Here is a 24442-nt window from a genome sequence, read left to right on the forward strand (position 1 = left end):
TAAGCCTATGGCGAAGTCCGCATCGCGGTCGTTGCCGGCTAACGGAACCTTGGCGTCGCGAGGGCGTTTCCGCCGATGACCCGCACCGATTGCGGTGCGCTCGAGGGGAAACGATGAAGGCCGAACCGTCAGCTTCGGGCGCAGGCGCTGCCGAAAGCCCGGATCCGCGCGCCGAAGCCCGCGCGAATGTCCGTCTGATGCGGTCGCTGCTCATCGGCATTTTCATCCTGATGGTCATCTTTGCGCTCTATTTTGCCCGCGCCTTCTTCATGCCGGTTATCCTCGCCTTCCTGCTGGCACTGACGCTGACCCCGATCGTGCGCTTCCTGCGCAAGCACGGCGTACCCGACGTGTTGTCGGCGACGTTGCTGGTGCTCCTGTCGGTCGTCTTCCTCGCTAGCGCCGGCTATCTGTTGAGCGGCCCGGTCATCGACCTCATCAACAACACCTCGTCGATCGGCCAGCAGCTCACGGAACGGTTGGCGCAACTCAAGCGACCGCTCGAAAGGGTCATGCAGATTGCGCGCCAGCTGGAGGGGCTGACCGAGACCTCGCAGGAACCGGGCATGCAAAAGGTAGCCTTCGCGCAGTCGGGCATACTGTCTTCGGCCGCCGGCAACATCCTGTCGGCGGGCACCAGCATCACCATCGTCTTCGTGCTGTCGCTGTTCCTGCTCGCCTCCGGCACGATGTTCTACGAGAAGATCATCCAGTCCTTTGCCAGCCTCAGCGAAAAGAAGCGGGCGCTGCGGGTCGTCTACGACGTCGAGCACGAGATCTCGCACTATCTGCTCACCATCGCCGTCATCAATGCCGGCCTCGGCACGGTGATCGGCCTCGGCCTCTGGGGGCTCGGCATGCCCAACCCGCAGGTCTGGGGCGCGGCGGCAGCGCTCCTCAACTTCCTGCCCTATGTCGGCGCCCTGATCACGCTTTTGCTCGTCACGGTCATCGCGTTGATCAGCTTCGACAGCATCTCCTTCGCGCTGCTGGCGCCCGCCTTCGTGTTGCTGTGCGACATCGTCGAAGGCCAGTTCGTGACGCCGATGGTGGTCGGCCGGCGGCTGGAGATCAATGCCGTGGCAGTCTTCATCGCCATCGCCTTCTGGTCGTGGCTGTGGGGATTTGTCGGCGCGCTGATGGCGGTGCCGCTGCTGGTCGTCATCAAGGTGTTCTGCGACCATTTCGACGGCCTCAGCCATGTCGGCAATTTCCTGGCGGCGCAACACAGCGCAATCGTCGAGGAGGATCCGGCCGAGGAGACCGACAAGGCGCGGGCATAGACGACAGGCAATTGTTTGCCGCCTGTTTGTCGTCTCGGGGTGGAGTGCCTATATCGACCCGGTCAAGCCGGACTTTCCTTCCATGACCGACGCCTCCTTCGACATCGACACCTATTTCGCCCGCATCGGCTATCGTGGCCGGACAGACGCTTCGCTCGAAGCCCTGACGGCGCTGCATCGGCAGCACCCGCAGGCGATCCCGTTCGAGAACCTCGACCCGTTCCTGGGCGCTCCGGTGAAGCTCGATCTCGCTTCGCTGCAGGACAAGATTTTCGCAGGCGGCCGCGGCGGTTATTGCTACGAGCACAATCTGATCTTCATGCATGCGCTGAAGGCGCTTGGCTTCGAGGTCAGCGGCCTTGCCGCAAGGGTGCTGTGGGGACAGCCCGACGATGCCGTCACCGCCCGCAGCCACATGCTGCTGCGCATAGAGCTCGACGGGCGCACCTATGTCGCCGATGTCGGCTTCGGCGGGTTGACGCTGACGGCGCCGTTGTTGCTCGAGCCCGGCCTTGAGCAACAGACCCCGCATGAAGACTTTCGCATCGTCGAGGCCGGCGATCATTTTCGCCTGCAGGTCGATATCGGCGGCGACTGGCGCACCATCTACCGTTTCGACATGCAGCAGAGCTACGAGATCGACTACGCGGTCAGCAGCCATTTCCTGTCGACCCATCCGGACTCACATTTCCTGTCAACGGTGATCGCGGCGCGCGCCTTGCCCGACCGGCGCTATGCGCTGCGCAACAACCGGCTGTCGACGCATCATCTTGGCGGCCGCACCGAGCAAAGAGAAATCGCGACAGCCGCCGAGGTTGCCGACGTGCTGGAAAGCCAGCTCGACATCGTCATCCCCGACCGGGCCGCCTTCGAGGCCAAGCTGCGGGACAAGAAAATCGTGGAGACAGCATGACCGCCCTTTCCGTCCTCGACCTGTCGCCGATCGTCGAAGGCAGCAATGCTTCGCAGTCGCTGGCCAATTCCCTCGACCTCGCCCGCCACGCCGAGCGTCTCGGCTACAAGCGCTACTGGCTGGCCGAGCACCACAACATGCCGGGCATCGCCAGTGCGGCCACTTCCGTCGTCATCGCCCATGTCGCCGGCGGCACAAAAACGATCCGCGTCGGCGCCGGCGGCATCATGCTGCCCAACCATTCGCCGCTGGTCATCGCCGAGCAGTTCGGCACGCTGGCGGCGCTGTTTCCCGGCCGCATCGATCTCGGCCTTGGCCGCGCGCCGGGCACCGACATGGGAACGGCGCGGGCCTTGCGCCGCAATCTGGAGGCCGGCGCCGACAATTTCCCGCAGGATGTCGTCGAGCTGATGGGCTATTTCCAGCCGGCCGAGGAGGGCCAGCGCCTGCGCGCCGTGCCCGGCGAAGGCCAGAAGGTGCCGGTCTGGATCCTCGGCTCTAGTCTCTACGGCGCGCAGCTCGCCGCCATGCTCGGCCTGCCCTATGCGTTCGCCTCGCATTTCGCGCCGGCCGAGCTCGACCATGCGCTGGACATCTACCGTTCGCGCTTCCAGCCGTCCGACCAGCTCGACAAGCCCTATGTCATGCTCGGCCTCAATGTCTTCGCAGCCCCCACCGATGCCGAAGCGAGGCTGTTGTTCACCTCGCTGCAGCAGGCCTTCGTCAATCTGCGCACTGGACGGCCGGGCCGGCTGCCACCGCCGGTCGAAGGCTACGAGGCCAGCCTCGATCCGATGGCGAAAACAATGCTTGGCCAGGCGCTGTCCTGCGCCGTCGTCGGTTCGACGGAAACGGTCAGGCAAGGCATCGACGCCTTCGTGCGTCGCACCGGCGCTGACGAACTGATGGTGACGGCGCAGATTTTCGACCATGCGGCGCGGGTGCGCTCGTTCGAGATGCTGGCCGACGTCCATAAATCGCTGTCGCAGGCGGCCTGAGGCGCCTCAGCGCTTTTGCTGATAGCGCCCTTCTGCTAAGGGCAAGGCATCCTTCCGCTAGATTGAGCATCCCGTGACAAACGACCTTGACGCGCGCATGCGCTTTGCCATCGAGCTGGCGCGACGCGCCGGCGAACTCGGCCTGAGATACTTTCGCGACCTCGAAAACCTGACCATCGAGAGCAAGGGCCATCAGGACCTGGTCTCGGATGGCGATCGCGAGGTGGAATTGTTTATTCGCGCCGCAATCGCGGCCGACTACCCAAAGGACGGCATTGTCGGCGAGGAGCACGAAGCGGTCACCGGATCGACGGGCTATGTCTGGGTGATCGATCCGATCGACGGTACGGCGAATTTCGTGCGCGGCATTCCAGCCTGGGCCGTGGTGATCGCCTGCGCCCGAGATGGCGAGACCGTCGTCGGCGTCATCCATGAACCCTCGACCGGCGAAACCTTCCACGGCCACCGCGGCGGCGGCGCCTTCGTTAACGGCCGGCCGATCAAGGCCAGCCAAGCCGCCAGCCTCAGCGAAGGCTCCGTTGGAACCGGGCTCTCTAACCGGGCGGCGACCGAACATGTCGCCGTGCTCATCCGGCTGATCATGGCGGAGGGCGGCGTCTTCTTCCGCAACGCCTCGGGCGCCCTGATGCTGGCCTATGCCGCCTCGGGCCGGCTGCTCGGCTATGTCGAGGAGCATATGAACGCCTGGGATTGCCTGGCCGGCATGCTGCTGGTGGAGGAAGCCGGCGGCATGGTTCTCAAGCCCGACCCGACGACCGTGCTGCGGGATGGGACGCTGGTGATTGCATCCGGATCTGCAATCTACCCCAAGTTGAAATCTCTCTGTTCCGAGGCGTTCAAGTCCTGATCCGGCTGTAATGTTTTTTGATTTTGCGCGTCGCGCACGGTGCGGATCGCAGGCGGCGACAATTGGTCCGCTGCCTGCCCACCGATATGATGGTGGAAGCCTTGCGCAGAATGCTTGCGCGCCGTGCAGCCTGTTCTTATATACGCGCCAAGCCGTTCGACGCCGGAACGCCGGTTGCCGGAACGGAATTTCTTGTGAACAGGGGCTTTCGTCGGAACGCCTTCACGGGTCCTGAGAGCCTGCTTAGCGGAGAGAACCAGAACAATGGCAAAAGTAATCGGTATCGATCTTGGAACGACCAACTCCTGTATCGCCATCATGGATGGCAAGGAGCCGAAGGTCATCGAGAATGCGGAAGGCGCGCGCACGACCCCTTCTATCGTCGCCATCAGCGGCGACGGCGAGCGCCTCGTCGGCCAGCCGGCCAAGCGCCAGGCGGTCACCAATCCTGAAAACACCATCTTCGCGGTCAAGCGCCTGATCGGCCGCCGCTATGACGATCCGGTGACGGAGAAGGACAAGAAGCTTGTCCCCTACAAGATCGTCAAGGGCGACAATGGCGATGCCTGGGTCGAGGCCGGCGGCAAGAAACAGTCGCCCTCGCAGATCTCGGCCATGATCCTGCAGAAGATGAAGGAAACGGCGGAAGCCTATCTCGGCGAGAAGGTCGAGAAGGCGGTCATCACCGTTCCGGCCTACTTCAACGACGCCCAGCGCCAGGCGACCAAGGATGCCGGCAAGATCGCCGGCCTCGAAGTGCTGCGCATCATCAACGAGCCGACCGCGGCCGCCCTTGCCTACGGTCTCGACAAGAAGGAAGGCAAGACCATCGCCGTCTATGACCTTGGCGGCGGCACGTTCGACATTTCGGTGCTCGAGATCGGCGACGGCGTGTTCGAGGTGAAGTCGACCAATGGCGACACCTTCCTCGGCGGCGAGGATTTCGACATGCGTCTGGTCGAATACCTGGCGACCGAGTTCAAGAAGGAACAGGGCATCGACCTGAAGAACGACAAGCTCGCCTTGCAGCGCCTCAAGGAGGCGGCCGAAAAGGCCAAGATCGAGCTGTCGTCGACGACCCAGACCGAGATCAACCTGCCCTTCATCACCGCCGATGCGACGGGACCGAAGCACCTGACGCTGAAGCTGACCAGGGCGAAGTTCGAAAGCCTGGTCGAGGATCTCGTCCAACGCACGATCGACCCCTGCAAGGCGGCGCTCAAGGATGCCGGCCTGAAGGCGGGCGAGATCGACGAGGTGGTCCTGGTCGGCGGCATGACCCGCATGCCCAAGATCCAGGAGATCGTGAAGCAATTCTTCGGCAAGGAGCCGCACAAGGGCGTCAACCCGGATGAGGTCGTCGCACTTGGCGCCGCCATCCAGGCCGGCGTGCTGCAGGGCGACGTCAAGGACGTGCTCTTGCTCGACGTGACGCCGCTGTCGCTCGGCATCGAGACGCTGGGTGGCGTGTTCACCCGCCTGATCGAGCGCAACACGACGATCCCGACCAAGAAGAGCCAGGTGTTCTCTACCGCCGAGGATTCGCAGTCGGCGGTGACCATCCGCGTCTTCCAGGGTGAGCGCGAAATGGCGGCCGACAACAAGATGCTCGGCCAGTTCGACCTCGTCGGCATTCCGCCGGCACCGCGCGGCGTGCCGCAGATCGAAGTCACCTTCGATATCGACGCCAACGGCATCGTCAACGTCTCGGCCAAGGACAAGGGCACCGGCAAGGAGCACCAGATCCGCATCCAGGCGTCGGGCGGCCTTTCGGACGCCGACATCGAGAAGATGGTGAAGGACGCCGAGGCCAATGCCGAGAGCGACAAGAAGCGGCGCGCGCTGGTCGAGGCCCGCAACCAGGCCGAAGCATTGGTGCATTCGTCGGAGAAGTCGCTGAAGGAATATGGCGACAAGGTCTCGGAGACCGACCGTACGGCGATTGCCGATGCGATCGCGGCGCTGAAGACGGCGGCCGAAGGCGACGACGCGGCGGAGATCGAAGCCAAGTCGCAGGCGCTTGCCGAAGTCTCGATGAAGCTCGGACAGGCCATGTACGAGGCTTCGCAGAAGGAAGCCGCGGAGGCCGACGCCAAGGCGGACGCCGCCAAGGACTCGGATGTGGTCGATGCCGATTTCGAGGAAATCGACGAGGACGACGACAAGAAGAAGTCGGCCTGAGCCGTCTGACGGCAGATAAAGCGAAAAGCCCGGCGCAAGGCCGGGCTTTTTTGCAACCTTCGCCGAAAAAGTGACGGAAAAAGCACGGGCTGCCCCTAGTCGGCACTGGCATCCGGGCAGCATCGCTCCTAAATCGAAGCAACGTGCCGGCAAACGACGCAAAGTATGCATCAAGACGTTGAGCATCCGGACAGCGGGAAAAAATGAAAGCTGATTTCTACGAAACGCTGGGCGTGCAAAAGGGCGCAGACGAGAAGGAGCTCAAGAGCGCTTTCCGCAAGCTCGCCATGCAGTTCCATCCCGATCGCAATCCAGGCGACCATGCCTGCGAGCACAAGTTCAAGGAAATCAACGAAGCCTACGAGACGCTGAAGGATCCGCAGAAGCGCGCGGCCTATGACCGTTTCGGCCACGCCGCCTTCGAGCAGGGCGGCATGAATGGCGGCGCGCAAGGATTTGGCGCCGGCGGCTTCGCCGATATCTTCGAGGATATTTTCGGCGACATGATGGGCGGCCGCCAACGCCGCTCGTCGGGCGGCCGCGAGCGCGGCGCCGATCTGCGCTACAATATGGAAATCTCGCTGGAAGAGGCCTTTTCCGGCAAGACCGCGCAGATCCGCGTGCCGGCCTCCATTTCCTGCGCGGAATGCTCGGGCAGCGGCGCCAAGCCCGGCACCCAGCCTGTCACCTGCGCTATGTGCAACGGCCACGGCAAGGTACGGGCCACGCAAGGCTTCTTCTCGATCGAGCGCACCTGCCCGCAATGCCAGGGCCGCGGCCAGACGATCAAGGATCCGTGCCCGAAATGCGCCGGCCAGGGCCGCGTCACCGAGGAGCGCTCGCTGTCGGTCAACATCCCGGCCGGCATCGAGGACGGAACCCGCATCCGGCTTGCCAATGAGGGCGAGGCCGGCCTGCGCGGCGGCCCGTCGGGCGATCTCTATATCTTCCTGGCGGTCAAGCCGCATGAATTCTTCCAGCGCGACGGCGCCGATCTCTACTGCAAGGTGCCGATCTCGATGACGACGGCAGCGCTCGGCGGCTCGTTCGAGGTGACGACGCTGGACGGCAGCCAGACCAAGGTGAAGGTGCCGGAAGGCACCCAGAACGGCCGCCAGTTCCGGCTCAAGGGCAAGGGCATGCCGGTGTTGCGCCAGCCCAATGTCGGCGACCTCTACATCCAGACCGCAGTCGAGACGCCGCAGAACCTGTCGCGCCGTCAGCGCGAGCTGCTGGAAGAGTTCGAACAGCTGTCTTCACAGGACAATTCGCCTCAGTCGAGTGGCTTTTTCGCCCGCATGAAGGACTTTTTCGAATCGTTTGGCGATCGCTGATCGCCGTTACCCCAAAACCGCCGTACACTTTGGGCGGCGTGCATTTCTTGTTGGATGCATGTCGTTACCCCAAAACCGCTACGCACTTTTGAGCGACATGCATTCCCAAACGTCATCAACACCTTATGCCGGCTCGAGCCTTGTCTTGAACCCCGTAGCTGCTAAGTAGCGTCTCGGGGGAGCCGTTGAGGAGAGCTCGCATGGCACGTGGACCCGGACTGCGCAAGTCGCTGGCGGAGAAGTTCGACGACGAGCTGAAATTCTTCAAGGGCTGGATCGACAAGCCGAAAGCGGTCGGCTCGATTGTGCCGACCAGCTCCATCACCGCCCGCAAGATGGCGTCTATCGTCAACCCGAAATCCGGCCTGCCGGTGCTCGAAGTCGGCCCCGGCACCGGCGTCATCACCCGCGCCATCCTGGCGCTCGGCGTGAAACCCGAAAATCTCTATGCGGTCGAATACTCGACCGATTTCGTCCGCCATCTGCGCCAGCTCTATCCAGGCGTCAACGTCATCGAGGGCGACGCTTTCAATCTCAACGCGACGCTCGGCGATAAAAGCGACATGGTGTTCGATTCCGTCGTCTCCGGCGTGCCGCTGCTCAACTTCCCGGTCGCGCAGCGCATCGCCTATATCGAAAGCCTGCTCGACCGCATTCCGACAGGCAGGCCGATCGTGCAGTTGACCTACGGCCCGCTGTCGCCGATCCCGCCCGGCCGCGGCGACTATACGGTCAAGCATTTCGACTTCATCATCCGCAACATCCCGCCGACGCAGCTATGGATCTACCGGCGCGAGGCGCATTAGGGTATGCCGATATTCCAGTGAGGCCGGCCAGCAAAAGGCAGCTTCCTGCGCTTCCGGTGCTCGCGTACTTTGAGTACGCTCCACTCCGGTTCTCGGAACCACCATTTTCGACTCGGCCTGACCTGAATCTCAACACACCCTGAAGCGGTCCGCTTCCCCCGGATGCAATGGCAGTGATCCCGAAAATCCTCGTCTTCGCCGGCTCGGTCCGGTCGGGCGCCTTCAGCGGCAGGACCGCCGATGTGGCGCAGAAAGAGCTTGCCATGCAAGGCGCCGAGGTGACCCGCATCTCGCTCGGCGATTATCCGCTGCCGATCATGGACGAAGACCTGGAAAGGGACAAAGGCATCCCCGAGAACGCCCTGAAGCTCGGCCGGCTGATCGCCGCGCATGACGGACTGATGATCGCAACGCCGGAATATAATGGTTCGCTGCCGCCGCTGCTCAAGAACAGCATTGACTGGGTGAGCCGGATACGCAGGGATGGCGGTCGCTCTTTCCGACCTTTCCCCGGAAAGCCGGCCGGCCTGTGCTCCTCCTCCGACGGCAAGTTCGCCGGCATACGCTGCATCAATCATCTGCGTGCCGTGCTGGTGCGCTGCCAGATGGAGGTGGTAACAGCGGAATGCTCGGTGTCGGGCGCCAGCGAGGCCTTCGGCGACGATGGACATTTCAGGGATGAGAGACTACGCCAATCGATGGAGCGCCTATGCCGCACACTGATCGAAACCTCGCGCATGCTGTCGACCCGGATCGAGGCGTGATCGACGCCAAGGACGCCATGCACGCCGAGACGATGCGAGACAGGCTGATCGTCGGCCTCGACCTGCCGACGGTGCGCGATGCTGAGCAGGCGGTGCGCGAACTCGAGGGCGTCGTCTCCTTCTACAAGATCGGTTACCAGCTCGCCTTCGCCGGCGGGCTCGACTTTGCCCGCGAGCTCGCCAGCGGCGGGACCAAGATCTTCCTCGACATGAAGCTGCTCGACATCGACAACACGGTGGCCAAGGGCGTCGAGAACATCGTCAAGATGGGCATGACCATGCTGACCATCCATGCCTATCCAAAGGCGATGCGGGCGGCCGTGGAAGCCGCCAGGGGCAGCGACCTTTGCCTGCTCGCGGTCAGCGTGCTGACCTCGATGGACGAACAGGATGTGATCGACGCCGGCTACGAATACGACCCGCACACGCTGGTGCTGCGTCGCTCCGAACAGGCGCTGCATGCCGGCATGGGCGGTGTCGTCTGTTCCGCCGAGGAGGCGGAAGCGGTGCGCCGGATCGTCGGCCCCGGCATGGCCGTGGTGACGCCGGGGATACGGCCGAAGGGCAGCGACCATGGCGACCAGAAGCGCGTCGTGACGCCGGCGCAGGCGATCCGCAACGGCTCCAGCCACCTCGTCGTCGGGCGGCCGATCGTCGGCGCCGCCGACAGGCGAGCAGTCGCAGAAGCGATCCTCGACGAAATGCGCTCGGCGTAACAGACAAGACCAAATCCGGAGAAGACAAATGCCGAAAGGATACTGGATCGCCCGCGTCGATGTGCGTGACGCGGAAGGCTACAAGGATTATGTCGCCGCCGCCAAGCCGGCCTTCGAGCGGTTCGGCGCGACATTCCTGGCGCGCGGCGGCGAGCATGAAAAGGCCGAAGGTCCCGGTCGCGCACGCAACGTGATCATCGAGTTTCCGTCACTTGCCGCGGCACACGATTGCTACCATTCGCCGGAGTATCAGCGCGCCGTCGCGATCCGCCAGAAGGTGGCCGACGGCGAGATCGTGCTGGTCGAAGGCATCTGAGATCCATCGAGAGGCGCCAGCCGCGATTGCGAACAATAGCCGCCGATGATGGCGGCCGGACCCTGAGCGGTTCAACGTTTGATGAATTGTTGAGCCGCTCTAACCCTTTGTTTTTACGCAATTCCAGACGGACAACCGCCATGCCCTTTCCTGCAATTGCTCTAGCCAATCAGCCGCTCCCGCATCTCCGCTGACGGGATCTCGCAGCTGTCCCTTCTGCCGAACAGGGCATAGCGGTTCTTGGCGATGCGATCGTAGAGCCAGTCGCGCAGCGGGCGTGGCAAAAGCAGCAGGAGCCTGGCCGCCCGCCACGGCCAGCCCAGTTCGGCCATAACGGCGACGAAACTGTCGAGTCGGGTGAAGGCGGCGCCGTCAATGAGGGCCAGATTGGTCTCGTAGCTGTCGGTCGGCAGGCCGTGCTTGCAAAACAGCGCTTCGCCAAACGGCGACTGCGCCGTGGCAAAGCGGAAGCGCTGCTTGCGGTCGAGCCGGATCACCGTCCGGACAAAACCCGAGCAGAACACGCAGACGCCATCGAAGACGATCAGCGGATGGGATGCGTCGAAGGATTCAGGAGGAGGGGCTGGTTCAGGAAGGGAGGTTGGCTTGAAGACGTCGGTCACATTTGCCTCGGCTGCTAATGTCCTCGGACACTAAGTCAGCCGATGGCAGTTATCAAAGCCCTGGCGTTGTCGCACGCCGTCTGTCGGCCAGCGCGGGGCGCTCGGCGCGATAGGTGGTTGCGCGATGATTGTCGGCCGGTTTGCAGATCCGGCTGTCATGACGGCTTTCGAGGGTCATGATCAGTGCGCGCTGATGCCCAGAGAATTGCCGCGGCGTGCGCAGGCCGGGCCCGGTCCGCGCATATAGTAGCGCTCCGGCCGATAGGTCGGTGCGACGAACTCGCGGAGGGCGACGGCATAGCCGGCGATGTGATTCCAGAACTTCATTTTCCCTGTCCCTGTCCCGATTTCGGATGTCCCTTCCGAATTGCGAGGGATCATAGCGTCGAGGCGTGAATAGTCGGTGAACGTGATGTTAATTTCTGGTCCGAAACGCCCTGGTTCGTGGCCGGAATGCGGCTGATTCGGGGTGTTTCCGTGCAGTCTGTCGTCATTTCGGCTTGTGTGACTTTTGCATCACATATGTTTCGTATTGATGTCGCTTGGGCGCGGTTCTGTTTCAACGCTGCGCCGCTTCGCGAAACTTCCGTGCGCGCAGTCTAAAAAGCGGCCGGCCTTGCCGCGCCTCTGGCCGGAACCGGAATGGGCTCTGTCCGTTCTCGGGTTAAGCCGTATCGCAGAGGGAGTTCGCCATGGCGCCGCGTCCCGCCTGGAAGGGTTATCTGAAGCTTTCGCTGGTCACCTGCGCCATCGAACTGACCAATGTCGTCACCCACACCGAGAAGGTCTCGTTCCGCATCCTCAACCGCAAGACCGGCAACACGGTGAAGCGCATCTATGTCGATGCCGAAACCGGCAAGCCGTTGGAAGAAGGTGACGAGATCAAGGGCTATGAGGTCGATGACGACGAGTTCGTCCATATCGAGGAAGACGAGATCGAGGCGGTGCAGATCGAAACCTCGCACACGATGAGCCTCGACGGCTTCGTCGACAAAGCCTCGATCCAGCAGATCTATCTCGACACGCCCTATTATGTTTCGCCGGCCGACAAGGTGTCGGAGGAAGCTTTTGCTGTCATCCGCGACGCCATGTTGGCGAAGAAAATGGCTGGGCTCGCCCGTATCGTGCTCTACCAACGCGAACGCCCGGTGGTGATCGAGCCGCTGGGCAAGGGCATGGTGCTGACCACTTTGCGCTACGACAACACCGTGCGGCAGCCGGACACCGTCTTCGGCGAGATCAAGGCGGTGAAGACCGACGACGAGATGACCGATCTTGCCGAGCTCATCATCGACAAGAAGAAGGCGAAATTCGATCCCTCGAAATTCGACGACAAATACGAGGATGCGCTGCTCGAACTGATCCGCGCCAAGAAGGCCGGTAGGAAGGCGCCGAAGCCAAGGGCGGCGCCCAAGCCCTCCAATGTCGTCAACCTTTTCGATGCGCTTAAGAAGAGCCTCTCGGCAGACGGCGGCTCAGGGAGAGGGAGAAAGCCGGCGAAGCGTTCGGCGAAAACTGCCAGGCCGAAGGCCGCCGACGGCAGGCGTAAATCGGCTTAGGACGGCAACCCATGGCCGGCCTCGAACAATATCAAGCCAAGCGCGATTTCCGGAAAACCACCGAGCCGACGGGCAAGGTCTCGCGGGCCGGAAAAAAGGCCGGCGGCATCTTCGTCATCCACAAACATGCCGCCACACGGCTGCACTACGATCTGCGACTGGAGCATGACGGCGTGCTCTGGAGCTGGGCGGTGACGCGCGGCCCGAGCCTCGATCCGCATGAGAAGCGGCTCGCCGTGCATGTCGAGGACCACCCGATCGACTATGCACCGTTCGAAGGCACTATTCCCAAGGGCGAGTATGGCGGCGGTTCCGTCATCGTCTGGGACGAAGGCACATGGATGCCCGAGACGGACCCGGCCAAGGCGATGAAGAAGGGCCATATCGGCTTCGAGCTTAAGGGCCACAAATTGCATGGCCGCTGGCATCTCGTCAGGCTGAAGTCTCGCTCCGGCGAAAAGCGCGACAACTGGCTGCTGATCAAGTCCGACGATGCTGCCGCGCGCCCCGGCGAGGACATCCTCAAGGAGCAGCCGAAATCGGTGAAGTCGGGCCTGACCGTCGAGGAGGTGGCTGAAGGCAAGACGGCTAAAGGAAAGAAGGCCGAGGTCTGGCATTCCAACAAGCCGGCCGCCGGCAAGGCGAAAGCCGGCCACGCCAAGCGCCTCGGCTTCATCGAACCAAGCCTTGCCACTCTGCAGAAAGACGCGCCTTCCGGCGAGGAATGGCTGCATGAAGTGAAGTTCGACGGCTATCGCATGCAGGGCCAGCTGGCCGGCAGCGAGGTAAGGCTGCTGACCCGCGCCGGTCTCGACTGGACGGGGAAATTCGACGGCCCAGTCACCGCCGCGCTTGCCAGCCTGAAGTGCCGGGACGCCATCATCGATGGCGAGGTCGTCGTGCTCGCCGACAGCGGCGTCTCGTCCTTCGCCTTGCTGCAGGCGGACCTGTCGGCCCGGCGGGCGGATCGCTTCGTCTTCTATGTCTTCGACCTTATGCGGCTCAACGGCCAGGATCTGCGCAGCGAGCCGTTGGTCGAACGCAAGCAGGCCCTGGCTGAACTGCTCGGCGATCAGTCCGAGCAGTCGGCGCTGCGCTTCAGTGATCATTTCGCCGAACCGGGCAAGGTCATGCTGCAGCATGTCTGCCGGATGGGTCTGGAAGGCGTCGTTTCGAAACGCGCCGATGCGCCTTACCGCAGCGGCCGTGGTCTGACCTGGGTGAAGTCGAAATGCACGCTGCGCCAGGAATTCGTCGTCGGCGGCTATCTGCCATCCGACAAGACCGGACGTGGCCTGCGCTCGCTGCTGGTTGGCTATCACGAAGGCGGCAAGCTGCATTATGCCGGCCGCGTCGGCACCGGTTTCTCCGGCAAGGTGGCCGCGGATCTGAAGAAGCGGCTCGACGACCTCAAGGCAAAAGCCTCGCCTTTCTCCGCCGCCGTGCCGAAAGGCAAGGGGCTGGTCTGGGTCGAGCCCGAACTCGTCGGCGAAGTGGAGTTCCGCAGTTGGACATCCGACCGTATAATCCGCCACGCCTCGTTCCAGGGATTGCGTGAGGACAAACCGGCGGAGGAAGTCGTGCAGGAAAAGCCGAAGCAAGCCACCGGCAAGGCCGGGAGCAACCCGAAGGCGGATGGTGCCAAGGCGGCGCCGAGGGCCACTTCGGCCGCAACCGCGAAGACCTCGGTGAAGCTTTCGCACCCGAACAAGCTCTTGTGGCCCGACGAGAAGATTTCCAAGCAGGGTCTGCTCGATCACTACGCGCTGGTCTGGCCGCGCATGGAACAGTTCGTCGTCAACCGCCCGCTCAGCCTGGTGCGAGCGCCGGACGGTATCGGCGGCCCACGCTTCTTCCAGAAGCACGCCTCGGCCGGCATGCATGACAAGATCCTCAGGATGAAGGATCCGACGGACGGCGAGGAGATCCTGTTCATCCGGGATTTCGACGGCCTTGCCGCGCTGGTCCAGTACGGCGTGGTCGAGGTCCACATCTGGGGCTGCACCGTCGACGAGTTGGAGAAGCCGGACCAGATCATCTTCGATCTCGATCCGGATGAAGGCGTCGACGTCAAGGCGGTGCGCGAGGCAGCCCTCGACATCCGCGCCAGGCTCGACGAGCTGGCGCTGCCAAACCTCGTCAAGACCTCGGGCGGCAAGGGCTATCATGTCGTCGTGCCGCTGAAACCGTCGGCGGATTGGGAGGAGGCAAAGACCTTCGCCCATGATTTTGCCCGCGCGCTGGAACAGGCCGCACCCGACCGCTACACGGCGACGCTGTCGAAAAAGGCGCGCACCGGAAAGATCTTCGTCGACTATCTGCGCAATGGCCGCGGTTCGACGACGGTGGCGCCCTATTCGTCGCGGGCCAAGAAGGGAGCAACGGTGTCGATGCCGCTGACCTGGGCCGAGATCGAGGCCGGGCTGGCGCCGAATGCTTTTGCGATCGGCGACAAGGCGTCGTTGAAGCAATTATCGCAGGCCGATCCCTGGGCGGATTTTTTCAAGTTGGGCAAGCTGCTGAAGCGCGGCTAGCCCCTCAAGCAAGAAACACCTTCTCGAACGCCTGCCTGCCTGTCGGCGAAAACATCACCGCCCGGCTGTCCTTTTCGCGTCGCGCCCATTTTTCGGCGAGGATCTTGTCGAGGATCGCTGCCCCCAGCGTGCCGGCGAGATGCGAGCGCCGCACGCTCCAGTCGAGGCAGGCGCGGCAGACCGGCCGGCGCGCCTTGGCCTCGAAATCGATGCCGAGCGCGGCAAAATGCGACGCGGCCGACGGCCCGAGTCGGATCTCCTTGTCGTCGCGCAGCAGCACCTTCTTGTCGACCAGACGATCGAGCATCGCCACCGCTTGCTCGCCGGCCAGATGATCGTAGCAGACGCGCGCCACGCGCATGGCGGCATCGCGCGGGCCCGGCCGCACCCGCTTTGGACCGACGGCTTCCGCGACGCCGGTGATCGCCTCGATCATGCCGGCCACCTGTGGGCCGGCGAGGCCGTAGTAGCGGTGCCGCCCCTGGCTCGCCAGCGTCAGCAAGCCGCCCTCCATCAGTTTCGACAGATGTGACGAGGCGGTCGGCAGCGACACGCCGGCCTCCAGCGCCAGTTCGCTCGCCGTCAGCGCCGTGCCGCCCATCAGCGCGGAGAGCATGTTTGCCCGCGCCGGATCGCCGACCAGGCTGGCGATGCGGGCTATGTCCGGGCCTTCACGCATAGTTTCATCTCCATCGAAGCATTCCCGCGAGGAAACCACTATCCTGCGATCAGATCAAGGAGATGGCGATGACCGCCACAACGCTCCTGACATCGAATTGCCTAGCATAGGCAAGCACGCAATGTTTCGACCGTGCTCGAAGCGTCGCCGCAACAGACCCAAGCTGACGAGGAGACGACAATGACCATCACATGCTTCATCCGCTACGAGATCGACCCGTTCGGCAAGGCGGCTTTCGAGGAATATGCGCGCAATTGGGGCCAGGTCATCCCGCGCTGCGGCGCCGATTTGATCGGCTATTTCGCGCCGCATGAAGGCTCGGCCACCACGGCTTATGCTGCCTACAACATCGAAAACCTCGCCGCCTACGAAGCCTACCGCGCCAGGCTTGCCGCCGATCCGGCCAGCAAGGCAAACTACGAACTCGCCAAGCGGGAAAAATTCATCTTGAAGGAGGATCGCATGTTCCTGAAACTGGCCTCCGGGCCGCACGCCAAATTGGTGCTGCCGTGATCGCCGTCATCTTCGAGGTCGAGCCGGCGGCGGGCCGGCGCGACGCCTATCTAGGAATCGCCGCCGAACTGCGGCCGCTGCTCGACGGCATCGACGGATTCATCTCGATCGAGCGGTTCCAGAGCCTTGTCGATCCCAACCGCATCCTGTCGCTGTCGTTCTGGCGCGACGAGGACGCGGTCAAGGCCTGGCGCAACACGGAGGAACACAGGCAGGCGCAGAAGGCCGGGCGCGGAGGCATCTTTGCCGGCTATCGTTTGCGTATCGCCCATGTCTTGCGTGATTATGGGCTGACGGAAAGGGCGGAGGCGCCGGCCGATAGCAGGACGGTGAATGGGTGAGGCTCCCCCTTCCCCCCCTTGTGGGGAAAAGCGCCGCTCACGCATTGCCGATCAATACGCCCGCCGCGAACACCAGCGCGCCGCCCAGCACCACCTGGAAGGCGGCGCGCCAGAATGGGGTCTGCATATAGCGGTTCTGCACGAAGGCGATCGTCCACAATTCGAAGAACACGACTACGGCCGCCACCACCGTCGCCGTCCAGAAGAGCGGGATGAGATAGGGCAACGCGTGGCCCAACCCGCCCAACGTGGTCATGATGCCGACGGTCAGCCCGCGCTTCACCGGCGAGCCGCGGCCCGACAATTTGCCGTCGTCGGAGGCGACCTCGGTAAAACCCATCGAGATGCCGGCGCCGATCGAGGCGGCAAGTCCGACCAAAAAAGTCTGGAACGTGTCGTGGGTTGCGAAGGCGGCGGCGAAGATCGGCGCCAGCGTCGACACCGATCCGTCCATCAGCCCGGCCAGTCCCGGCTGCACATAGGTCAGGATGAACTGGCGCTGCTCTGCGCTCGCCTCCTCGTCCTTGATCTCGCCCGGCACATGTTTTTGTTCCAGCTGATGCGCCGAGCTCTCATGGCCCTGTTCGGCCGCCGCCAGATCGTCGAGCAGCTTTCGGGTCGAGGCATCGGTGGTGTGCTTGGCCGCCTCGACATAGAACAGATAAGCCTGCCGCTCCATCGCCTCGGCCTGCCGACGCACGGCTTCGATGCCTAGCGGCCTGACCAGCCAGTCCGGCTTGCGCTCGTAATAGCCCTTCACATGCTCGCGCCGGATCAAGGGGATGCGCTCGCCGAAGCGTTTTCGGTAAAGTTCGATCAGCGAGTCGCGGTGGCCGTCCTCCTCTTCCGCCATCGCCTCGAACACCTTGGCCGATTGCGGAAAGCTTTGGGCCAGTCCGTCGGCATAGGCGCGGTAGATGCGCCCGTCATCCTCCTCGGACGAAATCGCCAGCGCCAGGATCTCCTGCTCGGACAGCGAATCGAAAGAACGGCGGCCGAAGCCGAAGACACGGGAAAGCATGAGCAAGTCACCCTAGTTTAGAATAGTTCTAAACTAGGGTTTCATCCGTTGCTGGTCAATCGCGATAGCCCAGGGGTTCAAAAAATGTTGAACTGAGCGATCGCGCGATGCTCTTCTTTATTGGCGAATGTTCACCTATATAACCGAGCCTAAGCCAAAACAAAGGAAGCCACGGATGACGGAAATGCCGGATGCGCACACGTTTGACCCAAAACCTGTCCTCGATCTCATCGCCAGCATCGAGGCCGATCTGCAGCGCCTCAAAGGCCTGGTCGAACTGCAGGTCGAAAAATTCGATCCCGCCAACCCACACAACAAGACCCCCGACGGCAAGCTGACCGAGGAAGGGGTCGAGTGCTGCTACCGTATGTTCGACGACGGCAAGTCGCGCTATTCGGTCGCCCAGCAGATGAAGATCTCCTTCGCCGCCGCTACCCATCGCTTCAACGCCTGGCGCAAGGCTGGCGGAGCTAAGCGGCGGAAGACGCTTTTGGGGTGAACGATCGGTTCGCGGCAAGGCAAATAGCTGATCTCGGCGCCGCCCTCATTGCCCTGCCGGGCATTTCTCCCCGTAATCGGGGAGAAAGAGGCTGGCCGCAACGCCGGCGCCCTTCTTGGATGCTGGTGATGCGCGAAACCACCGGCGACGGCGTCCTTCTTCCCGTTTACGATGGCGGCAGCCAGATGAGGGGCAGCGCTGCCCGCGTGTCATGACTCTCCAAACCTTGTAACGGTCACATTTTTTCGTTGGCGCCCGGCATGGCTTCCCGTGCACGATAGTGGGATCACTTTTCTGCAAGGTTTGCCATGAACGCACCCACCCTTCCCGGCATCGCCGACATCCGCAGTGCCGCAGCAAAACTCTCCGGCCTGATCGTCGAAACCCCCTTGATCGAATCGCCCGAACTCAACAAGCGCTTCGGCGGACGCATTCTGTTCAAGCCGGAGACGCTGCAGCGCACCGGATCGTTCAAGTTCCGCGGCGCCTACAACAAGCTTTCGTCGCTCACCGAAGAGGAACGCCGCCGTGGCGTCGTCGCCTTCTCGTCGGGCAACCACGCGCAAGGCGTTGCCGCTTCCGCCGCGATGTTCGGCGTCAAGGCGGTCATCGCCATGCCGGCCGACGCGCCGGCGATGAAGATCGCCAATGTCCGTAAGATGGGCGCCGAGGTAGTGCATTTCGATCGCGTCCGCGAGGACCGCATGACCGTCGTTCGCCCTTACGTCGAACAGGGCATGGTTCTTGTGCCGCCCTACGACGATCCCAGGATCATCGCCGGCCAGGGAACGATCGGCCTCGAACTGATGGCACAGGCAAAGGCGCTGGGTGCAAGTCTCGACGCGGTCGTCATTCCATGCGGCGGCGGCGGCCTCTCCAGCGGCATTTCGGTCGCAGTCAAGGATGCTTCGGCGGGCACCTCGGTCTGGGGGGTCGAGCCCGAGCATTTTGACGACACCCGCCGGTCGCTGGCCAAGGGCGCCAGGGTCATGAACGAACCCGGTCATCAATCGATCTGCGATGCGCTTCTCGTCGCCGAGCCGGGCGCGATCACCTTCGAGATCAACCGCAAAAACCTCACCGGCGTCATTGCCGTCTCCGACCAGGCAACGCGACAGGCGATGCGCGACGCCATGGCCCATCTCAAGCTGGTCGTCGAGCCCGGCGGCAGCGTCGCGCTGGCGGCACTGTCGTCTGGCGAGATCGACCTGGCAGGCAAATGTGTCGCCGTGGTGCTCTCCGGCGGCAACGTCGATTTCGGCACCTATGCGGAAATCATGGCGGCGGCTTGATCAGTCCAGCGTCCGCCTGAACCGCACCAGCGCCACGCCGGAAAACAGCGCCACGAACACCACCAGCCAGCCGATCTCGGTCGCCACGGCCGGCAGCTCGGCGCCTTTCAGCATTACCGCGCGGATGATGCGCAAAAAATGCGTCAGCGGCAGGATTTCGCCGAAGAGCTGCGCCCAGTCCGGCATGCCGCGATAGGGGAACATGAAGCCGGACAGCATGATCGACGGCAAGAAAAAGAAGAAGGTGAGCTGCAGCGCCTGCATCTGCGTGCGCGCGATCGTCGAGATCGTGTAGCCGAGCAGCACCAGCGCCAGCACGAAGATCAGCACGGCGGTCAAGAGCAGCGACATCGAGCCGGTGAAGGGAATGGCGAACAGAAGTTTCGCTGCCGCCAGCACCACCACCACCTGCACCGCGCCGACCACCAGATAGGGCAGCACCTTGCCCATCATGATCTCCAGCGGGCTGGTGGGCATGGCGAGCAGGTTCTCCATCGTGCCGCGCTCGGTCTCGCGCGTCAGCGCGATCGAGGTCATCATCACCATCGTCATCTGCAGGATCACGCCGAGCAGGCCGGGCACGATGTTGTATTGCGAGATGCCCTCGGGGTTGTAGCGCCGGTGTACCACCACTTCGAGCTGGCCTTTGGCGCTCTCGGCGGCGGCCTCCTGCATGCCGCGCGCCCGAAGCAGCGCCTGGTTGGCGACGGTGCCCAGCGTCGAGATGGCACCGCTGGCCACGGCCGGGTCGGTGGCGTCGGCCTCGATCAGGATCTGCGGATTGTCGCCGCGCTCGACCCGGCGCGCGAAATCGGCGGGGATGGTGACGACGAAGGCGACGTCGCCGCGCGACATCAGGAACTCGGCTTCCGCTGCACTTTGCGCGACATTGTCGAAGCGGTAATAGCCGGTGGTCTGAAGCGCCGAGACCATGGCCCGCGTATAGGGGTCGCTGCTTGTCGCCACCAGGGCGGCCGGCAGGCTCTTCGGATCGTTGTTGATGGCATAGCCGAACAGCACCAGCTGCATCAGCGGCACGCCCAGCATCATGGCGAAGGTGATGCGGTCGCGCCGCATCTGGATGAATTCCTTGATCAGCAGCGCGCCGAGCCGGGCGAAGGAAAAGACGCTGTTCATGCCATGTTGTCCTTCGAGCCGGACATGAACTGGATAAAGACGTCCTCGAGGCTGGTTTCGCCCGGCGCCACCGTCACGCCCTTGTGCTGCTTCTCGACATCGGCAAGTGCTGCCTGCAGCGCCTTCTTGTCGGAGCCGACTACATGCAGCGTCGCCCCGAACGGCGCCACCTGGTCGACGCCGGGTCGACCCTGCAGCGCCTCGGCCACCTGGTCGAGGCGCGGACCTTGCAGCACGAATGTCGTCAGCCCGGCATTCTTCACCACCTCCTCGACCGTACCGGTGGCCAGCATCTTGCCGTAGGAGATGTAGCTGATGCGGTGGCAGCGCTCGGCCTCGTCCATGTAATGGGTAGAGACCAGCACGGTCAGCCCGCCGCTCGCCAGCCGGTGGATCTCGTCCCAGAATTCTCGCCGCGCCTTTGGGTCTACGCCCGCGGTCGGCTCGTCGAGCAAAAGCAGCTTCGGCTTGTGCATGATGCAGGCAGCCAGCGCCAGCCGCTGCTTCCAGCCGCCCGACAGCGTGCCGGCCAACTGGTTGCGCCGCGTCGTCAGGCCGAGGTCTTCCAGCGTCCGCGCCACATGGTCCTCCACCGGGTTCAGCCGGTAGAGCCGGGCCACGAATTCGAGGTTCTCGCCGATCGTCAGATCCTCGTAGAACGAGAATTTCTGCGTCATGTAGCCGACTTCGCGTTTGATGCTGAGGCTGTCGGTGCGGATGTCGAAGCCCAGCACCGTGCCTTCGCCCTCGTCGGGCGTCAGAAGCCCGCACATGATGCGGATGGTCGTCGTCTTGCCCGAGCCGTTCGGCCCAAGGAAGCCGACGATCTCGCCCTCGGCCACGGTCATCGTCACATGGTCGACGACGGTCTTGTCGCCGAAGCGCTTGACCAGGCCATGGACGTCGATGGCGTTCATTTCGCGCCATCCGCCAGATCGACGTCGACGATCTGCCCGGGCTGCAGCGCACTCGCATCGCCCTCCGGCCGCGCCTCGACCAGGTAGACCAGCTTCTGCCGGTTCTCGAGCGAATAGATCACCGGCGGCGTGAACTCCGGGTCGGGCGAGACATAGCTGACGCGCGCCTTCACATCCGTCCCGCAGCCGTCGCAATGGACGCCGAGCAGCGTGCCGACCTTGACCGACGAAAACGCGCTTTCCGGAATATAGACGCTGAGCTTCACGGCGCCGTCCGGCAGCATCGAAATGACCGGCGCGGTCGGCCCGGCGGTGTCGCCCGGATTGCGGATCACGTCGTTGATGCGGCCGGGCGAGTGTGCGGCCAGCACGCGCTTCGACAGCCGCCATTGCGCTTGCTCCAGCTCCGAGTGCGCCTGCTTGACCTGGTTGTCGGCGGCCTTGATCGTCTCGGCTCGCGCCGGCAGACCGCCGACGGCGAGATTGGCTTCCGCCTGGCCGACCTGCGCATTGGCGGTCTCCAGCGTCGCGGAGGCCGTGTCATAGTCGGCCTGCGTGCCGGTGCCGCGCTTGAACAGGTCGCTGGCGCGGTCGTATCTGCGCCTGGCGTCGATGGCCTGAGCCTTGGCCATGTCGACCTGCGCCTTCAGCACCGCGATCTCTTCCGGACGCTTGCCGACCTGCAAGTCCGCAAGTTGCGCCTGCGCCTGGGCGAGCGCCGCTTCCGCCTGCGCCACCGCGATCTTTGCGTCGGCGCTTTCCAGCGTCACCACCGGCGTACCCGGCGCGACACGGTCACCGCGTTTGACCGCGACAGTCTCGACCTGCGCCACCTCGATTGGCGCCAGCAGCACATAGTCGCCCTCGACATAGCCGACGGCCAAGGGAGCCAAAGGCGCGCAGGCGCCGAAGAGTTGCGCGGCGAGTGGAAGGGAGCAGAGGAAGCTCATGGTTTCGACCCCTTTCGGGCGGCCAGCATGGCCTTGAGATTGTCGGTTGCGACCGCCGCCACCTTGGCGGCCTCGGCCTCGCCGATCTCGCGCCAGCCCATGCGGCGCATCACCGCCTCGCGGCCGATGCGGAAATAGATGACCTGGCCGATCAGCGTGAACACGGTGAGCCGGGTAGCCTCGCTTTCGGCCGGCTCGCCGGTCGCCTGCTCCCAGATCAGGCCAAGTCGGCGATGTGTCGGCTCGAGCACACCAGCATAGATGCGGTCGAGCGCGGCGGTCGGGTGGGAAAGCTCTCTAAGTACGAATTGTACGATCTCGTCAGCTTCGGGGCTTGCTACAATAAAGGTCACCATCCGCTCCAAAGTGGCGACGAGCTGCGCCTGCGCCGCCTCCGCATTCGCCGGGGGCGCCGCCTGCGCGGCGCCAATGGCCTGCCCGGCGATCGCCTGCATGGTGTCGACGATGTAGTCGGCCGCCGCCGCGCGAAGCCCCTCCTTGCCGCCGAAATGATAGGCGATCGAGCCGATATTGGCCTTTGCCTCGGCCGCGATCTCCCGCGTCGAGGTGCCGTCGAAGCCCCGCCGGCCGAACAATTTCAGCGCTGCACGTATGAGTGCCGCGCGTGTCATGTCGGCGGGAGATGCCTCGCGAGGCGGGGTTCTGGCGTTCGGCGATTTGCTCATGATCCATCATTTAATCAATCGAATGATTAAAGTCAAGCCCGCTACCAGCTTCGACTTGCAAACTCGGGGCGCCCGCGCTTTAGTGCCCGGCCATGGGCAAGGAAGTCGAACGCAAATTCCTGGTCTTCAGCACCGCTTGGCGTGATCTGGCCGAGGCGGATATCCGGATTCGACAATTTTACCTTGCCGCGGCGCCCGGCCGCACGGTGCGCGTGCGCATCAGCGACGGCACCTCGGCCGAACTGACGCTCAAATTCGGCAGCAAGGCGCGCGAGCGCGACGAGTACGAATATCCGATTCCGCTGGCCGAGGCCGAGGAGATGCGGGCGTTTGCCATCGGACGTGTCATCGAGAAGACACGCCACCATGTTAGGCATCGCGGCTATCTCTATGAAGTCGATGTATTCGGCGGAATGCTGGCGGGGCTTGTGGTCGCTGAACTCGAGACGCCGGAAGACGTGCCGGACGAAATGCTGCCAGATTGGCTCGGCCGGGAAGTCACCGGCGAGCACAAGTTCTACAACGCGTCGCTCGCCCTTGGGGGGATTCCGGAGATCGCCGCATGAGTTTTCGCATCGATCCACGCTTGCCGCTGACCGGCGAGGTCAGGCGTATCCTCGCCGAGGAAATCGGCAAGGCGCTTGGCCATCTTGAAACGGCACGCGAGAAGCCGGAACAGGGGTTGCACAAGTGCCGCAAGCGGCTGAAAAGCGTGCGAGCCTTGCTGCGCCTGGTTCGTTCCGGGGACGAACCGTTCTGCCAAACCGAAAACCAATGCTACAAGCAGGTGTCGGCCCTACTCGCCGGCCCGCGCGAGGCGACCGCTCTGATTGAAACCATCGACCGACTGGCCGCGGCCTTCCCCGAACAGAGCGCCGGTGGAGGCCTCGATCCTGTCCGTGACAGGCTGGTGCTGCGCCAGCACGAGCTGCATGGCGGTGCCGGCCTCGACGCCGCAATCGGCGCTGCTGCGGCGGCTTGCCGGGAGGCCCTCGAACGCGTGGAAAGGCTGGCCCTGCCCGATCAGCCCGAACAGGCCGCGGATATCCTTGCCGATGGCGCCCGCGCGACCTTGCGCCGGGCCCGGAAAGCACTCGACAAGGCGGGCTCGCGCGGCGAGGCTGACGATTTCCACGATCTGCGCAAGGCCGCCAAGACCCACAGCATGCATCTGTCGCTGCTCGGCCGGCTATGGCCGACGCCGATCAAGGCCAGGCGCAAGGCGGTCGACGAAATGGGCGAGCAGCTGGGCGACCTGCACGACGTGTTCGTCATGCGCGCGCTGCTCGATGCCGATGGTGAGCCACTCGGTTCGCCGGAGGACACAAAGCTGCTCGCCAAGCTGCTGAAGCGCTCGGAAAAGAGCCTGAGAAAGACCTGCCTCGCCGATGCGGCCGAATTGTTCGGCGACAGCCCCAAGCGGTCGACACGAAAACTCGCCCGCAAGGTACGCGACGACCTGGTCGGCCCGCAGGAAGACGCGCCCGCATCCGCCGGCTGAACAGCCACGGC

Annotated in this window: 26 protein-coding genes; 18 read left to right on the top strand and 8 right to left on the bottom strand. The window is 63.7% G+C overall.

The annotated features are described in order from the left end of the window. Nucleotides 1-113: 113 nt before the first annotated feature. From D3227_RS28860 to D3227_RS28905, 10 genes are all read left to right on the top strand, one after another. On the top strand, nucleotides 114-1283 hold the full coding sequence (locus tag D3227_RS28860) for an AI-2E family transporter (protein ID WP_120017636.1): 1170 nt from the start codon (nucleotides 114-116) through the stop codon (nucleotides 1281-1283). 82 nt (nucleotides 1284-1365) lie between these two features. Then, nucleotides 1366-2196, top strand: a complete 831-nt coding sequence (locus D3227_RS28865; protein WP_120017637.1) for an arylamine N-acetyltransferase family protein — start codon at nucleotides 1366-1368, stop codon at nucleotides 2194-2196. After that, nucleotides 2193-3194 carry an LLM class flavin-dependent oxidoreductase gene (locus D3227_RS28870; protein ID WP_120017638.1) on the top strand — a complete coding sequence of 334 codons (1002 nt, stop codon included), beginning with the start codon at nucleotides 2193-2195 and terminating at the stop codon, nucleotides 3192-3194. The genes D3227_RS28865 and D3227_RS28870 overlap by 4 nt, the downstream gene beginning before the upstream one ends. Before the next feature lie 73 nt (nucleotides 3195-3267). Beyond that, nucleotides 3268-4062, top strand: a complete 795-nt coding sequence (locus tag D3227_RS28875; protein WP_120017639.1) for an inositol monophosphatase family protein — start codon at nucleotides 3268-3270, stop codon at nucleotides 4060-4062. A 264-nt stretch (nucleotides 4063-4326) separates the two neighbouring features. Further along, complete coding sequence (dnaK, locus tag D3227_RS28880; protein ID WP_120017640.1) at nucleotides 4327-6243, top strand: molecular chaperone DnaK; 1917 nt, start codon at nucleotides 4327-4329, stop codon at nucleotides 6241-6243. Between the two features lie 203 nt (nucleotides 6244-6446). Further along, a complete protein-coding gene (gene dnaJ / locus D3227_RS28885) occupies nucleotides 6447-7577 on the top strand; it encodes a molecular chaperone DnaJ (protein ID WP_120017641.1) in 1131 nt (376 codons plus the stop codon). A 200-nt stretch (nucleotides 7578-7777) separates the two neighbouring features. Beyond that, on the top strand, nucleotides 7778-8383 hold the full coding sequence (gene pmtA / locus D3227_RS28890) for a phospholipid N-methyltransferase PmtA (protein ID WP_120017642.1): 606 nt from the start codon (nucleotides 7778-7780) through the stop codon (nucleotides 8381-8383). Between the two features lie 167 nt (nucleotides 8384-8550). Beyond that, nucleotides 8551-9147 carry an NADPH-dependent FMN reductase gene (locus tag D3227_RS28895; protein ID WP_120017643.1) on the top strand — a complete coding sequence of 199 codons (597 nt, stop codon included), beginning with the start codon at nucleotides 8551-8553 and terminating at the stop codon, nucleotides 9145-9147. A 17-nt stretch (nucleotides 9148-9164) separates the two neighbouring features. Further along, on the top strand, nucleotides 9165-9863 hold the full coding sequence (pyrF, locus tag D3227_RS28900; RefSeq protein WP_120017670.1) for an orotidine-5'-phosphate decarboxylase: 699 nt from the start codon (nucleotides 9165-9167) through the stop codon (nucleotides 9861-9863). Nucleotides 9864-9891: 28 nt separating this feature from the next. Further along, the gene (locus D3227_RS28905) at nucleotides 9892-10179 is read left to right on the top strand and encodes a DUF1330 domain-containing protein (RefSeq protein ID WP_120017644.1); all 288 of its coding nucleotides are present in this window, start codon (nucleotides 9892-9894) and stop codon (nucleotides 10177-10179) included. Nucleotides 10180-10340: 161 nt separating this feature from the next. Here the strand turns inward: D3227_RS28905 and D3227_RS28910 are convergent, their stop codons facing one another. Then, nucleotides 10341-10802 carry a thiol-disulfide oxidoreductase DCC family protein gene (locus D3227_RS28910; protein WP_120017645.1) on the bottom strand — a complete coding sequence of 154 codons (462 nt, stop codon included), beginning with the start codon at nucleotides 10800-10802 and terminating at the stop codon, nucleotides 10341-10343. Nucleotides 10803-10982: 180 nt separating this feature from the next. After that, entirely contained in the window at nucleotides 10983-11129 is a 147-nt protein-coding gene (locus tag D3227_RS28915; protein WP_006200592.1) for a hypothetical protein, read from the bottom strand. A gap of 365 nt (nucleotides 11130-11494) precedes the next feature. Here D3227_RS28915 and ku point away from each other — a divergent pair, with 365 nt between their 5' ends. Further along, a complete protein-coding gene (gene ku / locus D3227_RS28920; RefSeq protein WP_120017646.1) occupies nucleotides 11495-12361 on the top strand; it encodes a non-homologous end joining protein Ku in 867 nt (288 codons plus the stop codon). Between the two features lie 11 nt (nucleotides 12362-12372). Next, a complete protein-coding gene (gene ligD, locus D3227_RS28925; RefSeq protein ID WP_120017647.1) occupies nucleotides 12373-14895 on the top strand; it encodes a DNA ligase D in 2523 nt (840 codons plus the stop codon). A gap of 4 nt (nucleotides 14896-14899) precedes the next feature. On the opposite strand, the gene D3227_RS28930 is transcribed toward ligD, so the two are convergent. Continuing rightward, on the bottom strand, nucleotides 14900-15574 hold the full coding sequence (locus D3227_RS28930; protein ID WP_120017648.1) for an ArsR/SmtB family transcription factor: 675 nt from the start codon (nucleotides 15572-15574) through the stop codon (nucleotides 14900-14902). Between the two features lie 180 nt (nucleotides 15575-15754). Here D3227_RS28930 and D3227_RS28935 point away from each other — a divergent pair, with 180 nt between their 5' ends. Together D3227_RS28935 and D3227_RS28940 are read left to right on the top strand one after the other, a co-directional pair. After that, nucleotides 15755-16087, top strand: coding sequence for an NIPSNAP family protein (locus tag D3227_RS28935; RefSeq protein ID WP_120017671.1), 333 nt, complete (start codon nucleotides 15755-15757; stop codon nucleotides 16085-16087). Beyond that, nucleotides 16084-16428 (top strand): antibiotic biosynthesis monooxygenase family protein, encoded by a 345-nt coding sequence (locus D3227_RS28940; protein WP_120017649.1) that lies wholly within the window; start codon nucleotides 16084-16086, stop codon nucleotides 16426-16428. Before D3227_RS28935 ends, D3227_RS28940 begins: the two co-directional genes overlap by 4 nt. 37 nt (nucleotides 16429-16465) lie before the next feature. On the opposite strand, the gene mbfA is transcribed toward D3227_RS28940, so the two are convergent. Then, entirely contained in the window at nucleotides 16466-17449 is a 984-nt protein-coding gene (mbfA, locus tag D3227_RS28945) for an iron exporter MbfA (RefSeq protein WP_120017650.1), read from the bottom strand. Nucleotides 17450-17624: 175 nt separating this feature from the next. Here mbfA and D3227_RS28950 point away from each other — a divergent pair, with 175 nt between their 5' ends. Both D3227_RS28950 and D3227_RS28955 read left to right on the top strand, forming a co-directional pair. After that, nucleotides 17625-17948, top strand: a complete 324-nt coding sequence (locus D3227_RS28950; protein ID WP_208646465.1) for a hypothetical protein — start codon at nucleotides 17625-17627, stop codon at nucleotides 17946-17948. A gap of 308 nt (nucleotides 17949-18256) precedes the next feature. Beyond that, nucleotides 18257-19240, top strand: a complete 984-nt coding sequence (locus tag D3227_RS28955) for a threonine/serine dehydratase family protein (protein WP_120017651.1) — start codon at nucleotides 18257-18259, stop codon at nucleotides 19238-19240. Here the strand turns inward: D3227_RS28955 and D3227_RS28960 are convergent, their stop codons facing one another. The 4 genes from D3227_RS28960 to D3227_RS28975 are packed head-to-tail and all read right to left on the bottom strand — an operon-like array spanning nucleotide 19241 to nucleotide 22930. After that, nucleotides 19241-20377, bottom strand: coding sequence for an ABC transporter permease (locus D3227_RS28960; RefSeq protein ID WP_120017652.1), 1137 nt, complete (start codon nucleotides 20375-20377; stop codon nucleotides 19241-19243). It abuts the gene before it with no gap. Beyond that, nucleotides 20374-21294 (bottom strand): ABC transporter ATP-binding protein, encoded by a 921-nt coding sequence (locus tag D3227_RS28965; protein ID WP_120017653.1) that lies wholly within the window; start codon nucleotides 21292-21294, stop codon nucleotides 20374-20376. Before D3227_RS28965 ends, D3227_RS28960 begins: the two co-directional genes overlap by 4 nt. Beyond that, entirely contained in the window at nucleotides 21291-22244 is a 954-nt protein-coding gene (locus D3227_RS28970; protein WP_120017654.1) for an HlyD family secretion protein, read from the bottom strand. Before D3227_RS28970 ends, D3227_RS28965 begins: the two co-directional genes overlap by 4 nt. Next, a complete protein-coding gene (locus D3227_RS28975; protein WP_120017655.1) occupies nucleotides 22241-22930 on the bottom strand; it encodes a CerR family C-terminal domain-containing protein in 690 nt (229 codons plus the stop codon). The genes D3227_RS28970 and D3227_RS28975 overlap by 4 nt, the downstream gene beginning before the upstream one ends. Nucleotides 22931-23022: 92 nt before the next feature. Between D3227_RS28975 and D3227_RS28980 the strand changes: the two genes are divergently transcribed. Together D3227_RS28980 and D3227_RS28985 are read left to right on the top strand one after the other, a co-directional pair. Then, complete coding sequence (locus D3227_RS28980; protein ID WP_120017656.1) at nucleotides 23023-23496, top strand: CYTH domain-containing protein; 474 nt, start codon at nucleotides 23023-23025, stop codon at nucleotides 23494-23496. Beyond that, nucleotides 23493-24431 carry a CHAD domain-containing protein gene (locus D3227_RS28985; protein WP_120017657.1) on the top strand — a complete coding sequence of 313 codons (939 nt, stop codon included), beginning with the start codon at nucleotides 23493-23495 and terminating at the stop codon, nucleotides 24429-24431. Before D3227_RS28980 ends, D3227_RS28985 begins: the two co-directional genes overlap by 4 nt. Nucleotides 24432-24442: the final 11 nt, after the last annotated feature.

The sequence above is a fragment of the Mesorhizobium waimense genome, from assembly GCF_003601975.1.
Taxonomy (GTDB): domain Bacteria; phylum Pseudomonadota; class Alphaproteobacteria; order Rhizobiales; family Rhizobiaceae; genus Mesorhizobium; species Mesorhizobium waimense.